Origin of the sequence: Paenibacillus sp. UNC496MF, from assembly GCF_900113915.1 — a bacterium.
GTDB lineage: Bacteria > Bacillota > Bacilli > Paenibacillales > Paenibacillaceae > Paenibacillus_Z > Paenibacillus_Z artemisiicola.
Genome location: NZ_FORE01000004.1, coordinates 223,061 through 237,608, shown reverse-complemented (window position 1 = coordinate 237,608; position 14,548 = coordinate 223,061). Strand labels below are relative to the sequence as shown.

Annotated in this window: 14 protein-coding genes; 1 reads left to right on the top strand and 13 read right to left on the bottom strand. The window is 62.9% G+C overall.

Features of this window, described 5'->3' with window-relative positions:
- Positions 1-13: 13 nt before the first annotated feature.
- From recG to BMZ79_RS01065, 4 genes are read right to left on the bottom strand one after another with little or no spacing between them, the layout of a single operon-like run.
- Entirely contained in the window at positions 14-2,068 is a 2,055-nt protein-coding gene (gene recG, locus BMZ79_RS01080; protein WP_090635823.1) for an ATP-dependent DNA helicase RecG, read from the bottom strand.
- A gap of 4 nt (positions 2,069-2,072) precedes the next feature.
- Complete coding sequence (locus BMZ79_RS01075) at positions 2,073-2,927, bottom strand: DegV family protein (protein ID WP_090635822.1); 855 nt, start codon at positions 2,925-2,927, stop codon at positions 2,073-2,075.
- 11 nt (positions 2,928-2,938) lie between these two features.
- Complete coding sequence (locus BMZ79_RS01070) at positions 2,939-4,795, bottom strand: DAK2 domain-containing protein (RefSeq protein WP_090635820.1); 1,857 nt, start codon at positions 4,793-4,795, stop codon at positions 2,939-2,941.
- Between the two features lie 16 nt (positions 4,796-4,811).
- The gene (locus BMZ79_RS01065; RefSeq protein WP_090635818.1) at positions 4,812-5,171 is read right to left on the bottom strand and encodes an Asp23/Gls24 family envelope stress response protein; all 360 of its coding nucleotides are present in this window, start codon (positions 5,169-5,171) and stop codon (positions 4,812-4,814) included.
- 220 nt (positions 5,172-5,391) lie between these two features.
- Between BMZ79_RS01065 and rpmB the strand changes: the two genes are divergently transcribed.
- The gene (gene rpmB / locus BMZ79_RS01060) at positions 5,392-5,580 is read left to right on the top strand and encodes a 50S ribosomal protein L28 (protein ID WP_090635816.1); all 189 of its coding nucleotides are present in this window, start codon (positions 5,392-5,394) and stop codon (positions 5,578-5,580) included.
- A 146-nt stretch (positions 5,581-5,726) separates the two neighbouring features.
- Here rpmB and spoVM read toward each other — a convergent pair whose 3' ends face one another.
- The 9 genes from spoVM to fmt form a co-directional block, all read right to left on the bottom strand.
- Positions 5,727-5,807: a stage V sporulation protein SpoVM gene (spoVM, locus tag BMZ79_RS01055; protein WP_040711006.1), complete on the bottom strand. Its 81-nt coding sequence runs from the start codon at positions 5,805-5,807 to the stop codon at positions 5,727-5,729.
- 221 nt (positions 5,808-6,028) lie between these two features.
- Positions 6,029-6,286, bottom strand: coding sequence for a hypothetical protein (locus BMZ79_RS01050; protein WP_143088859.1), 258 nt, complete (start codon positions 6,284-6,286; stop codon positions 6,029-6,031).
- A gap of 23 nt (positions 6,287-6,309) precedes the next feature.
- Positions 6,310-6,957, bottom strand: a complete 648-nt coding sequence (rpe, locus tag BMZ79_RS01045; protein WP_090635813.1) for a ribulose-phosphate 3-epimerase — start codon at positions 6,955-6,957, stop codon at positions 6,310-6,312.
- 1 nt (position 6,958) lies between these two features.
- The gene (gene rsgA, locus BMZ79_RS01040) at positions 6,959-7,894 is read right to left on the bottom strand and encodes a ribosome small subunit-dependent GTPase A (RefSeq protein WP_090635812.1); all 936 of its coding nucleotides are present in this window, start codon (positions 7,892-7,894) and stop codon (positions 6,959-6,961) included.
- Positions 7,875-10,073 (bottom strand): Stk1 family PASTA domain-containing Ser/Thr kinase, encoded by a 2,199-nt coding sequence (pknB, locus tag BMZ79_RS01035; protein WP_090637037.1) that lies wholly within the window; start codon positions 10,071-10,073, stop codon positions 7,875-7,877. Before pknB ends, rsgA begins: the two co-directional genes overlap by 20 nt.
- Before the next feature lie 5 nt (positions 10,074-10,078).
- Entirely contained in the window at positions 10,079-10,834 is a 756-nt protein-coding gene (locus BMZ79_RS01030) for a Stp1/IreP family PP2C-type Ser/Thr phosphatase (RefSeq protein ID WP_090635810.1), read from the bottom strand.
- A gap of 6 nt (positions 10,835-10,840) precedes the next feature.
- On the bottom strand, positions 10,841-11,887 hold the full coding sequence (rlmN, locus tag BMZ79_RS01025) for a dual-specificity RNA methyltransferase RlmN (protein ID WP_090635809.1): 1,047 nt from the start codon (positions 11,885-11,887) through the stop codon (positions 10,841-10,843).
- A gap of 129 nt (positions 11,888-12,016) precedes the next feature.
- The gene (gene rsmB, locus BMZ79_RS01020; RefSeq protein ID WP_256252496.1) at positions 12,017-13,600 is read right to left on the bottom strand and encodes a 16S rRNA (cytosine(967)-C(5))-methyltransferase RsmB; all 1,584 of its coding nucleotides are present in this window, start codon (positions 13,598-13,600) and stop codon (positions 12,017-12,019) included.
- Positions 13,597-14,544 (bottom strand): methionyl-tRNA formyltransferase, encoded by a 948-nt coding sequence (fmt, locus tag BMZ79_RS01015; RefSeq protein ID WP_090635805.1) that lies wholly within the window; start codon positions 14,542-14,544, stop codon positions 13,597-13,599. The genes rsmB and fmt overlap by 4 nt, the downstream gene beginning before the upstream one ends.
- Positions 14,545-14,548 lie beyond the last annotated feature (4 nt).

Here is a 14,548-nt window from a genome sequence, read left to right as displayed (position 1 = left end):
TTCGCAATAAAAACTAGTCCAACAGCTCCCCCTGAAAAAGTTGCTCTTTGCGCAGCAAGTCCCGCAGCCTCGCGTAAGGCGCTTCGCGCCAGAAATCCGCGCGTCCGGTCAGCTCCGCCGCGTCGTCCCGCGCTTCCTCCAGCACCGCGAAATCCGCGGCCATGTCGGCCAGCTTGAAGTCCGGCACCCCGCTCTGCTTCGTTCCGAAGAAATCCCCCGGTCCGCGCAGTTCCAAGTCGCGGCGCGATACCTCGAAGCCGTCGTCGGTTTCCGTCATGATCTTCATCCGTTCCCGGCCGATCTCCGACTTCGGATCGGCGATCAGCACGCAGTACGACTGGTGGCCGCCCCGGCCCACGCGGCCGCGCAGCTGGTGCAGCTGCGACAGCCCGAAGCGCTCGGCGTCCATGATGACCATGAGCGTCGCGTTCGGTACGTCGACGCCGACCTCCACGACCGTCGTCGCCACGAGGACATGGGTTTCGTTTGCGGCGAACGCGCGCATGACCTCGTCCTTCTCGGCGGCGGACAGCCGGCCGTGCAGCAGCCCGACGCGCAGATCCGGAAACGCCTGCTGGATCTGGACATGCAGGTCGATCGCGTTCTGCACGTCCAGCTTGTCCGATTCCTCGATCAGCGGGCAGATGAAATAACATTGCCGGCCTGCCTTCACCTCGCGGCGCACGAAGCCGAGCACGCGGTCCAGCATGCCGTGCTTCACCCAATTCGTCTGGATCGGCTTGCGTCCGTGCGGACGCTCCCGCAGCGTCGAGACGTCGAGGTCGCCGAACGCCGTGATCGCGAGCGTCCGCGGAATCGGCGTCGCCGTCATCGTGAGCACGTCGGGGTTCAATCCCTTGCGCCGCAGCACGCTGCGCTGGTTCACGCCGAACCGGTGCTGCTCGTCGGTGACGACGAGCCCGAGGCTGCGGAAGAAGACGCCGTCCTGGATGATCGCCTGCGTGCCGACGACGACGTCGATCAGCCCCATCTGCAGGCCGGCCAGCACCTCCCGGCGCTTCTTCTCCGTCAAGCTGCCGGTCAGCAGCGCAACCTCCATGCCCGCCGGTCCCAGCAGCTTCTGCAGCGAGCGGTAATGCTGCTCCGCCAGTATCTCCGTCGGCACCATCAACGCGCCTTGGTGGCCCGCCTTGAACGTCGCGAACAGGGCGATGGCCGCCACGACCGTCTTGCCGGAGCCGACGTCGCCCTGCAGCAGCCGGTTCATGCACGCGTGCGACCGCATGTCGATCAGAATCTCGTTCACGACCTTCTTCTGCGAATCCGTCAGCTCGAACGGCAGCGTCCGCGAGAACGCCCGGATCGACTCCGCGTCGACGACGTGGGCGATGCCGTCCATCCGCCTGCGGTTCAGCGAGCGGTACGCTTGGAGCTTCAGCTGAAATAGGAACAGCTCCTCGTACACGAGCCGGCGCCGCGCGTCCTGGCCCAGCGCGATATCGTCCGGCTGATGAATCAGCCGCACGGCTTCGCGCCTCGGCATGAAGCCGTGCTTGTCCACCAGCTCGGCCGGCAAAATCTCCTCGACCATATCGCCGTACTGCTGCAGCGCTTGCGCGATCAGCTTTCGGATCCACGCCTGCGTGACGCTCCCGCCGATGGAATACACCGACTGCAGCGTGCCGGAACGAGCCGTGCCCTTATCGGGAAATTCCGATTCCGACACCGTGATCTGCAGCCGCCTTTGCTCCCATTTGCCGGTCAGAACGATGTCCCGTCCCGGCACGAGCTGCTCCTGCAGGAAGTGCCGGTTGAACCAGACGGCCGTCACGAGCAAGCCGTCCACGGCGATCTTGCACGTCAGCCGCGATTTCGCCCGGCCGTAACGCTGCAGCACCGGATTGCCCATGATCTTGCCTTCTACGGTCGCTTTCTCGCCGTCCTTCGTCTCTCCGAGCGTCCGAATGCGATAATCCTCGTAGCGAAACGGAAAATAGTCCAGCAAATCCGCGATCGTATGAACGCCAAAGGCGTGAAGCTCCACTTCCTTCTGAGCGCTCACGCCTTTCATTTGCCGGACCGGTACTTGATCCAGCTTCATCCCCATTACCTCACACCCGCGTAATAAATAAAGCCGCGGCCCCGGCGCCGGCATGCGAGCCGATGACCGCGCCGATGTCCGTCTGCCTGATGCTGCGCACGTTCAGCTGTCCCTGCGCGAGCGCGGCCAGCTCGAGCGCGAGCTCGCGCTTGTACGTCCAGCCGACCGTCATGTCGATCGGATGATCGCCGAACTCCGCCTTGAACAGGTCGACGATGCGCTGCATCGCCTTCTTCGTGCCGCGTACTTTGTCGACCGGCGAGACTTCGCCTTCCCGGTCGATCGTCAGGATCGGCTTGATGTTCAGGATCGAGCCGAACAGCGCGGCGGCTTTCCCGATCCGGCCGCCCTTCTGGAGATACTCCAGCGTATCGACGAGGAAATACATGTTCATGTCCTTCCGCATCGCGTCGACCGCGGCGAGAATCTCGTCCTTCGATGCGCCGCCGGCCGCCATCTCGGCGGCTTTCACCACGAGCATGCCCAGCCCGTAGGAGACGGACCGGGAATCGATGACGGTGACGTCGGCCTGCGTTTCCATCAGCGTCGAGCCGAGAAGCGCGGATTGGTACGTGCCGCTGAGCATGGAAGAAATATGAATCGAAATGATGGCCGAATCCGGATATTGCTTGCTCAGTCGTTCGTACGTTTCCGTGAATTCCACGGGCGACGGCTGCGACGTCGTCGGCAGCGCGGCCGACGAAGCGAGCCGCGTGTAAAACTGCTCGTTGGTCAGCGAGACGCCGTCCAGGAACGACTCTTCGCCGAACATGACCTTCAGCGGAACCATCTCGATGCCGTATTGCTCTCTGACCCGTTTCGGGATATCGGCGGTGCTGTCCGTCACGATTTTAACCCCGCTCATGCAGATGCCCCCTATTCGACCGCGATTAAATATGGATAGAGCGGCTGGCCGCCCGCATGCACTTCGAACTCCGCATCCGGGAACGTTTCTTTCGCCCATGCCGTCAATTCGGCCGTTTCCGCCGGCTTTGCCTGCTCGCCCGTCAGTACCGTGACCAGCTCGCCGCCGTCTTCCAGCATCCGCGCAAGCAGCTCCCTGCACGTTTCCTGCAGGCTCGGGGAGGCGGTCACGATCGTCTTCTCCAATATCCCGATATAATCGCCTTCGTGAATCGAGATGCCGTCGATCGACGTGTTGCGCACCGCGTTCGTCACTTGGCCGGAGCGCACCTGCAGCACCGCTTCGTTCATCGCCTGCGCGTTCATCTCCGCCGGCTCTTCCTCCCGGAACGCCAGGACCGCGGCCAGCCCTTGCGGAATGTTCTTCGAGCCGATCACCGTGACGTTGCGCCCGCTAAGCTCCGCCGCCTGCTGGGCCGCCAGGATGATGTTGCTGTTGTTCGGCAGCAGGAAAATATGCTCCGCCGGCAGCGACTCGATGGCGCGGACGAAATCCTCCGTCGACGGATTCATCGTCTGGCCGCCCGACAGGACGACGTCGACGTTGTTGTCGAGGAAGATCGCGCGGATGCCGTCCCCCATCGCCACCGCGACGAGGCCGAACGGCGCGAGCTCGTGCGCCTGCTCCGCGGAGAGGGCGTCGGCCGGGGTGCCCGTAAGCACCTCGGAGACGGCGAGCCCGAGGGCGGCCTCTTCGACGACCGCCGTCTCCGGCAGCACGTCGGCCCCCGGAGCGGACACGCCGCCGGCGATCGCCGCGTTCTCCTCCTCATGCAGCAAATCCCGATGCTGCTCGCGCATGTTCAAAATGTGAATCTCCGTCAGCTCGCCGTACGGCAGGGCGAAGTTCAGCACGTCGCCCGGCTTGCGCGTATGCACGTGAACCTTGATGATCTCGTCGTCCACGATGACGAGAATGCTGTCGCCGTCCCGGGACAGCATGCCCTTGAAGAGCGCCTCGTCGAAGCGGAGTCCCGTCCGTCCCGCCTGTTTGCGGTTGATGAAGAACTCCATGTCGTAGAGAAACTCGATCTGCTCCGTTTCCAGCTTGGACTGCGCGCTCGCGTGCCGCGACGCCGAGGGAACCGTCATCGGCATCGGCTGAGCGGGCGCCTTAGGCGCCTCTTGGCGCGGGAACGCCATGGGAGCGGCGGCTTCCGCGCCGACCGCGGCTTCGCCGGATATGCCGTTCTCCTCCGCCAGACAGCTCAGGAAGCCCTCATAGATGCAGACGAGCCCCTGCCCGCCGGAATCGACGACGCCGACCTGCTTGAGCACCGGCAGCAGCTCCGGGGTCCGCTCGAGCGACTCGTTCGCGCGCGACACGACCTCCTGCACGAGCTGCGCCACGTCGTTGTTGCGCTTGGCGAAGGCGACGGCATGCCTGGCCGTGTCTTTCGCCACGGTCAGGATGGTGCCCTCCACCGGCTTCACGACGGCTTTATAAGCCATGTCGACCCCGTTCTGCAGCGCCGCGGCGAACTGCTGCGCGTCGATCTGCTCCTGGTTCGCGACGCTCTTGGAGAAGCCGCGGAACAGCTGCGACAGAATGACGCCGGAATTGCCCCGCGCGCCCATCAGCAGCCCTTTAGAAAGCGCTTCCGCAACTTTGCCCACTGCTTGGCTCGGGTTTTTCTGCAGCTCGCGTTTTCCGGAGCTCATCGTCAAATTCATATTGGATCCCGTATCTCCGTCCGGAACCGGGAAGACGTTCAGCGCGTTGATGCGCGATTCGTTTCGTTGTAAATTGTCCGCTCCGCTCAGGAGCATTCTCGCGAAATCCGAGCCGTTAATAAAGCGTTTGATCAAGCGTGATTACCCCTTCCTACCGAGATACCCGTACGCCTTGGACAAAAATATTGACGACGTCGACTTTTACGCCGACAACCTCGTTCATCACATACTTCACTTTTGACTGAATATTATGTGCGACCTCGGAAATTTTTGTCCCGTAGCTCACGATGATGTACAAATCGATGTGTAAGTAATCGTTCTCTCGGTGGACTTCGACACCGCGCGACAGATTATCCCGACCCAGCAGCTCGGCGATGCCGTCTTTCAGCTGCTTTCTTGATGCCATGCCTACCAGCCCATAACAGTCCATGGCTGCGGACCCGGCAAGGACGGAAATCACATGATCGGTTATATGAACGCTTCCGAGTTCGGATTGTAGCTGCAGAGGCATGGAAAACCACTCCTTCACCGTTGTTATTATGGACTAATCCACATTGTACTATAAATTTGAACGATTTTGAAGTCCAGCCCCCCATTCTCGACCGTTTTCATCCTTTTTTAAGCGCTAGATGTCGATATTGCGCGTTGACAATGCTTGATGAAAGCCCGGACATATGCTATTATATTGAAGTCTGTTTGTTTGCAGTGATTGTCAAGGGGAGGTGTATTCCATGTCTCGCAAATGTTTCATTACGGGCAAAGGTCCTGGTGTAGGCAACAACGTATCGCACGCTAACAACAAAACCCGCCGCTCTTGGGGCGTTAACGTTCAGAAGGTAAGAATTCTTGTTAACGGCAAGCCGAAGCGCGTTTACGTCAGCACCAAGGCGCTCAAATCCGGTAAAGTCACTCGCGTATAACGGCATGAAGCCATGGACAAAAAGCACCTGATTCAACATCAGGTGCTTTTTTGCATGTCAAAGCGCGAAAGGCGCGACGTTAGCCGGCGAAGCCTTCCGCGCTCCGGATTTCGCACGCCGAACGTCCGCTTCAGGGGCAGCCGCTGCTAGCTCTTCTGAAACGTGTTTAAGATGGCCTTCACGAAACCACCCAAGAACTTCGGCAGCTTGATCGTATAGAATTTCATGCTCCACCCCTCCTAAGAGTTATTGCAGGCAGAAAACCCGTTTGCCCCAAAGTGCCGGAAGCGGTCTCCGATCGTTGAAGCACGGGCCGTCTTTAACATCCGTAACGGTTCCGCGCCTTCGTCCATAAAAAAAAGGCTACAAGAACGACGTTCGTTCATGTAACCATCCTATGCGCCGCGGGACTGTCCTATTCCAAACCCGGGCTTGGGCCGTTCTCTCTCTATGCCGCGCCTGGCGCCCCGCTCCGCATCGCCGTGATCACCGCATAGATGAACACGAAGACCAGAAAGCTTACGATCGCCAGCGCGATGAACGCGATCCGCGAACGGATCGACGCGAAGTTCTTGAAATAATGGATCGCGATCACGACGGCGAGCAGGGAGAACACCAGGTTCGCCATGCCCTTGATGATCGTGAACAAACACAGCATCAGGCCGCAGCCGATGCCGTACAGAAGCAGCAGCAGCCCTTTCTTCAAGCGCCCGCCCACCCGCGCGCCCCTTAACGCAGCGCGGCGATCGCCGCCGCCCGGTCGCGCTCGGTGAACACGGCGCTGCCCGCGACGAACACGTCGGCGCCGGCCTCGCGCACGAGCGGCGCCGTCTCGGCGTTGATGCCGCCGTCCACTTGGATCAGCATGCCTTCGCGGCCCCGCTCCGCCAGCAGCGCGCGCGTTTGGCGAATCTTCTGCAGCGACTGCGCGATGAATTTCTGGCCGCCGAAGCCGGGGTTGACGGTCATCAGCAGGATCATGTCGATATCGTCCAGCACGTTCTCGAGCGCGCTGACCGGCGTCGCGGGATTAAGGGCCACGCCGGCGGGAAGGCCGGCTTCCTTGATCTGATGCACCACGCGATGCAGATGGACGCAAGCCTCGGCATGGACCGTGATGCGGTCCGCGCCCGCGGCGACGTAATTCGGGATGTGCAGCTCCGGCCGCTCGATCATCAGATGGACGTCGTAGACGAGCTTCGACGCCGGCCGAACGGCTTGAATGATCTGCGGGCCGAACGTCAGGGTCGGCACGAAATGGCCGTCCATGACGTCGATATGGATCCAATCCGCGCCGGCACGGTCCACGTCTTTGATCTCTTCTCCGAGCGCCGCGAAATCGGCGGACAAAATCGATGGTGCGATGATGATGGACATGTCAGTACCTCCGCTTTTTCTCTTTCATCTCCGCCATGAACAGCGCGTAGTTGGCATGGCGGCTCGGCGCGATTTCGCCGTCCTCCACCGCCTTCAGCACCGCGCATTCCGGTTCATGGATGTGGGTGCAGCCGCGGAATTTGCACTCGGGCGCCCGTTCGCGCATTTCGCGGAAGCAGCTGCCGAGTTCCTCGATGCCGAGCTCCGCGAAGTCCAGCTGGCTGAACCCCGGCGTATCCGCCACCAAGCCGCCGCCGATGTCGATCAGCTCGACGTGACGCGTGGTATGCTTGCCCCGGCCGAGCCGGTTGCTGATTTCGTTCGTTTCCAGCGTAAGGCCCGGGACGAGGGCGTTCAGCAGCGACGATTTGCCGACGCCGGATTGCCCGGCGAACACCGCCAAATGCCCCTGCAGCCGTTCCTTGAGCGCCGCCGTGCCCGCGCCGCGCCTCGAGCTGGTGACGAGCACCTCGTAGCCGATCGGCTCGTAGATCCGCTGCACCTCGCCCATCGCGCGCCGCGCCTCTTCCGTTTCCTCGCCGTCCTCCGCCAAATCCTGTTTACTTAAGCATAGTACGGCGTCGATGCCGGCATGCTCGATATGCGCCAGAAATTTGTCGAGCAGCTGCAGGTTCAGCGCGGGCTCCGTGACGGAGAACACGAGCACGGCCAGGTCCACGTTCGCCACCGGCGGCCGGATCAGCTCCGAGCTTCGCGGCGCGATGGCGTTCACGGCGCCCTCCCCGTTCTCCGTCTCTTCGAAGTCGACGACGTCGCCGACGAGCGGCGATTCGCCCCGTTTCTTGAAGATGCCGCGCGCCCGGCACTGCACGTCCGCCTCGCCCGGCGCCGCGACCTCCGGACGCACGTAGTAGTAGCCGCTGAGCGCCTTGACGATTCGGCCGGTTTTGCTTTCCTTATTGCGCGACTGCGTCATTGTCGGCTCCATCCGTGTTCGTGTTGCCATTCGTCGGACTCTCCTCGGTGTTGGCTGGCTGGTCGGCCGGCGGCGGGTCCATGCCCGGCACCGTTTCCGGCGGCGCGTCGGCGCCCGATTGAACGTCGCCGTACGTGCGCGAGAACGTATCGGTGAATTGGCCGTCCCGGTAGATCTGCACCTGTGCCTCCGTATTCGGGTCGAGCACGACCTTCACCGGGAACGTCTCGGTATCCTTGATCTTCCGTTTGCCCCATTCGATGTTTTGTCCCGTGGCGTCGGAGTAGACGATGCGGATCTCGCTCGTCTTGCCCGCCTGCGCCGGGGAAATGACGATATTGAACGTATACTCGAGCGCGTCGTCCGGCAAGCCGGAGCTGACCGTCAGCGTGATCGCCGACCCTTTGGTCACCTGCGCGTCGGGATCGTACGGATATTGGGCGGTTACTTCGCCCTTCGGCCGGTAGCTCGGCTCCCGGACGATATCGGAATCGTTCACGACGAGCCCCAGGGAACGGAGCTGGGCGATGGCTTCGCTTTCCTTCTTGCCGATGACTTTCGGCATCTTCAGCGTCTCCTTGCCCTGGCTGACCGTGAAGGAGAACGCCGCGGTCTTGGGATCATATTGCTCGCCGGCCGGCGGCGTCTGTTCCAGCACCGTCCCCGGCGCTTCGTCGCTGAACGTTTCTTTCTTGGAAATTTGCTTCTCCTGGTCGAGGCCGAGCGCGACGAGCGCCGCCACCGCGTCGTCGTAGGACTTGCCGACGTAATTGTCGGCCGCCTCCAGCTTCGGTCCGGTGCTGACGTACAGCTTGATGAACGAGCCGACCTTCACGCGCTGGTTCGGCTTGGACTGCTCGTAGACGATGTCTTTGGCGACGCCTTCCTTATCCGTGTAGATCGATGGCTCTTCGACCTTCAGCCCCGCCTTCTCCAGCGTCATCCGGGCGTCGGTCTCGTTCATGTTGACGACGTACGGGACGTCGACCTCCTCGATGTCGAACCAGCCGAGCACGGTCATGGCGCCCCAGTAAACGAGCGCGATAATGACCAGCGTCGACGCCACCGTCACGACGGGCTTGACCCACCGCCGTCCGCGCTTTTTTTCTTCGAGTCCTTCGGAATTCCAGCGGTCTTCCTCTTCCTCGCCCGGTTCGTCCGCGCGCGCGGCCGACGTCGCGGCCGTGCGTTCCGCCGGCGTCCGCTCCCGTTCAGCCGCGCCGTACGGCGCGGTCCTGTCCGCTTTCGCGGCGGCCGACGACGCGGCGAGCGTATCCGCGATGCTCCCGCGGATCGCGGGCATGACGCGGGTCTCGTCGAAGTCGGGATTATCGAATTCGATCTTCGGCTCCCGCAGCCGTCCGGGCTGCAGGCAGGTTTCGAGATCGGCCAGCATTTCCGTCGCCGAATGGTACCGCTCGTTCGGATTTTTGCGCATCGCCTTCAGAATCACGTTCTCGACGCTCTGCGGTATGTACGGATTCAGCTCGCGCGGCTCCTCGAAATTTTCCTGCAAATGCTTCAGCGCGACGCTGATCGGGCTTTCGCCGAGGAACGGCAGCTTGCCCGTCAGCATCTGGTACAGCACGATGCCGAGCGAATACAGGTCCGACTTCTCGCCGGTCGCGCTGCCCTTCGCGTGCTCGGGCGAAAAATAATGCACCGAACCGACCATGGAGCCCGTCTGCGTGATCGTCGACGACGTGACCGCCCGCGCGATGCCGAAATCCGTCACCTTCACGCGGCCGTTTTTGCCGATAAGAATATTATGAGGTTTAATATCGCGATGGATGATTTGGTTATGGTGCGCGTGCTCCAGGGCATCGCAAATCTGGATCGCGATCTTGACCGCTTCCTCGGCCTGGAGCGGCGCGCGTTCCTTGATGATTTCGTTCAAATTGTTGCCTTCGACGTATTCCATGACGATGTAGTGCGTATCGTCCTCCTGCCCCACGTCGTAAATGCTCACGACGTTCGGATGCGACAGCGCCGCGGCGGACTGCGCTTCCCGTCTGAACCGCCGGATGAATTCCTCGTCGTGCACGTATTGCTGGCGAAGCACCTTGACCGCCACGTTGCGGTTCAGCAGCACGTCATGGGCCTTGTACACCAGCGCCATGCCGCCGCCGCCGATACGCGCAATGATTTCGTATCTTCCGCCGAGCTCATGTCCTATCATGTCGATCACCCCTCAAGCTCCGTGTCTTCGGCATGATGCAGCAGCGCGACGGTAATGTTGTCGTCTCCGCCGGCTTGCAGCGCAAGCTGTACGAGCCTGTCCGCCTTCTGGTCCAGATCCAGTCCGTCCTGTTCCAACGTTTCGACGATCGCAGCCGTATTGATCATGTCGGACAGCCCGTCGCTGCAAAGCAGCAGCAGGTCGTCCTTCATCCAAGAAATGCTCTGGACGTCGACCTCTACCTGCTCATCCGTGCCCAACGCCCGCGTCAGCACGTTGCGGCGCGGATGGTGCTCGGCCTCTTCCGGCTTGATTTGCCCGGACTTCACCAACTCGTTCACGAGCGTGTGATCTTCCGTCAGCTGCGTCAGCTTGCCGCCCCGCCATTGATAGGCGCGGCTGTCCCCGATATGGCCGATGACGGCATGATCCTCGGACAGCAGCACCGCAACGACCGTCGTGCCCATATTATAATACTGTTCGTTGTTGGATGCCGTGTCGAACACGACTTCATTGGCCTGTAAAATCGCCTGGCTGATCAGCGTCTTGCGCTCTTCCGGCGACAAGGCCGCCGTCGAGCCCTTCAGCGCTTCGCGAAACGTATCGACGGCAAGATTGCTTGCCACTTCCCCTGCCTGGTGGCCGCCCATTCCGTCGGCCACGATCGCAACGACGAGACCGGGTTCCAGTACTTCCGACCAGACCCGGTCTTCGTTCACGAGTCGAATTCTTCCGATATCACTCCGCAAAGCCGTTTTCAACCATCATCACCCCGCCGTAGACTCCATATGTTTCGCGCGCAATTGTCCGCAAGCCGCCGCAATGTCGTGGCCCTGTTCTCTGCGGATGGTGGCATTGATTTTGTTCTTCTCCAGGATCCGGTGAAATTCGAAAATTTGTTCGCGGGGGGTGCGCACGTAATCGCGCTCCGGCACGTGATTGACCGGAATCAGGTTGACGTGGCAAAGCATGCCCTTCAGCACCTGCGCCAGCTCTTCCGCGTGCTCGCTCTGGTCGTTGACGCCGCCGATCAGCGCGTATTCGAACGTGATGCGCCTTCCCGTCTTCGCGATGTAGTTGCGGCACGCTTCCATGACTTCTTCGAACGGGAAGCGGCGGTTGACCGGCATCAGCTTGGAGCGCAGCTTGTCGTTCGGCGCGTGAATGGAGATGGCCAGGTTGATCTGCGTGTTCTCCTCGGCGAACTTGTACATGCTCGGCACGATGCCGCTCGTCGACACCGTGATATGGCGCTGTCCGATGTTGAGTCCCTTCTCGTGGATCATGAGGCGAAGGAACGTCATCGTCGCGTCGTAGTTCTCGAACGGCTCGCCGGAGCCCATGATGACGATGCTGGACACGCGCTCGTTCGTTTCGTCGAGCATCTGCTGCGCGACGACGACCTGCGCGACGATTTCGCCCGCGGTCAGGTTGCGCTTCAAGCCGCCCAGCGTCGAGGCGCAGAACGTGCAGCCGATCCGGCAGCCGACCTGCGTGGTCACGCAAATGCTGTTGCCGTAGTTATGGCGCATGATGACCGTTTCGATCGCGTGGTTGTCGTGGAGGCCGAACAAGAACTTCACCGTGCCGTCCTTCGATTCGAAGCGGGTGATTTCGTTCAGCGTCACGAACGCGAACTGGTCTTCAAGCTTTTGCCGAAGCGGCTTGGACAGGTTGCTCATCTCGTCGAAGCTCTTCACGCGCTTGACGTACAACCATTCGAACAGCTGGGTGCCGCGAAACGCGGGCTCGCCGTTCTCCTTCATCCAATTTTGCAGCTGCTCCAGCGTATAGTCGTAGATGAACGGTTTCATCGGGTTCACACCTATTTCTTCATGAAATGTTGGCTTGGCGTCCGATAGCTGCGGACCGCCACGTTTATAGTACCATAAACGCCCATAACAGGCCACTTGCGCGCTGTTAGGGGCGTATGGGCAAGACGGTTATGCGGAACCTTCGGGATCGCGTTTCATGCGGGCGATGAAAAAGCCGTCGCTGCCGAAATGCTGAGGCAGCAGCTGGACCATGCCTTCGAAACCGTCGCCGACGATCCCGTTCGTCCGGAGCGGCCGGAGCACCCGGGACGGCCAGTCGGCATCCAGCTTATACCATTCGTGCGCTTCCAGGAATTTCAGTACTTGCCGCTCGTTTTCGTCCCGCTCGATCGTGCAGGTGCTGTAAACGAGCGTGCCGCCGGGGCGGACCAGCTTCGCCGCTTCGGCCAGCAGCCGCTCCTGCAGCTCCGCGATCGCCGCGACGTCCGACTCGGACTTCGTCCATTTGATTTCCGGCTTCCGGCGGATGACGCCGAAGCCGGAGCACGGGGCGTCCAGCAGCACGAGATCGAAGCTGCCGGGCGCGAATCGCTCCGACAGCGCTGCCGCGTCGCCGACGACCGTGCGCACGGACGCGAGCCCCAGACGCACGGCGTGTTCGTCGATCAGCGGCTGCTTATGCGGATGGACGTCGTTCGCGACGACTTCGCCGCGGTCCCCCATCAATTCCGCGAGGTGCGTCGTCTTGCCCCCCGGCGCCGCGCAGCAGTCCAGCACGCGCATGCCGGGCTGCGGCGCGCAGACGTCCGCCACGAGCATCGAGCTCTCGTCCTGCGGCGTCAGCCAGCCGTCGCGGTAGCCGCCGGACTGCGCCAGGTTGCCGCCGCCGAGGGCGACGACGCCCTCGTCCGCCAACGCGGACGGCTTCGCTTCGACCCCGTGCTCGGCCAGCAGCGCGATCGCCTTCTCACGCGACAGCTTGAGCGCGTTGACGCGCGCGCTGGCATGCGGCCGTTCGTTGCCGGCGGCGCAGATCCGCTCCGCGGTTTCTTCGCCGTAGCGGTCGATCCAACGTTTCACGAGCCAATCGGGATACGAATGATCGATGCCGATCCGTCGTACCGGATCCGTCAGCGAGGACGGCTGCTTCAGCTCGTTCAGCCTTCGTTCCATGTTGCGGAGGACGCCGTTCACCATGCCGGAGATGCCGGCGTGGCCGCGCCGCTTCGCGATGACGACCGCCTCGTTGACGGCCGCGTGCGGCGGTACGCGGTCGAGCAGCAGCAGCTGGTACGCGCTCATCCGCAGCAGCGCGAGCACCCAAGGCGCCAGCTTCCGCACTCCTTTCGCGACCAAGGCGTCCAGCCTGTCGTCGAGCAGCCGCTGGTGCTGGATCGTGCCGTACACGAGCTCGGTCGCGAGCGCCGCGTCGGCCCGGGACAGCTCCGCGTCCTGCAGCGCGCGGTTCAGCTGCAGGTTGCTGTAGGCGCCGGCCTCCATGACCCGGACCAGCGTATCCAGCGCGACCTCGCGCGCCGTCTTGCGCCGCGGCTCCGGCTTCCGGCCGGCCTTGGCCGGCGATCCGGGCTTGCCGCCCGGGCGCTGGCCGGCTCCGGCTGCCGGGCGCGCGCCGCCTGGCCGTGCGCCGGCATGAGCGCGCGGCTTCGCCCCCGGCTTGCCGCCGGCCGCCGCTCCGCCGCCGCGGGCTTGGCCGCCGGTCGCCGGACGCTTGCCTTCGCCGGCCCCGCTCACGCTTCCGCCTCCGCGCCGAAGACCGTGCCCGGCGCGAGCCGCGCGCCCTTCAGCCATTCGGAGGCGGGCATCGCTTTCTTGCCCGCCGGCTGGATGACGGTCAGCAGCAGCGCGTCCGCTCCCGTCTGCACGGCGATGCCCCGCTCGTCCGCGGCCAGCACCGTTCCCGGGGCCGCCGCGGCGTTGCCCCGCTTCACCGGCTCGCAGCCCCACACCTTGAACGGCTCGCCGTTCCATACCGTGAAGCCGCCGGCCATCGGCGACAAACCGCGCACTTGATTGTAGACGTCGCGCGCCGGTCGGCTCCAGTCGATGCGCTCGTCGTCGCGCGTCAGATTCGGCGCGTACGTCGCCTCGTCGTGATTTTGCGGGACCGCTTTCGCCGTTCCCGCTTCGATCGCCGGCAGCGTCTCGGCCAGCAGCTTCGCGCCGGCGGCGGTCAGCTTCTCGAACAGGCTGCCCGACGTGTCCGTCTCGGCGATCGGCACTTCGACGACGCTGATCATGTCGCCCGTATCGAGCCCTTCGGCCATGTACATGATCGTCACGCCGCTCTTGGTCTCGCCGTTGATGATCGCGCGCTGGATCGGCGCGCCCCCGCGATAACGCGGCAGCAGCGATCCGTGCACGTTAATGCAGCCGAGCCGCGGCACGTCCAGCACCGCTTTCGGCAGAATCTGCCCGTAGGCGGCCGTGACGATCAAATCCGGCCGCAGCCCGGCGATGCGCGCCGCCGTCTCCGAGCCGCGCAGTCGCTCCGGCTGCTCGACCGGGAGCCCGCGCAGAAGCGCCGCTTCCTTGACCGGAGGCGGCGTCAACGTTTTTTTGCGGCCCTTCGGGCGGTCGGGCTGCGTCACGACCAGCTCGACCGTATGGCCGGCATCCAGGATGGCTTCCAGGGAAGGCACGGCGAACTCCGGCGTGCCCATGAACACGATGCGCATGCGG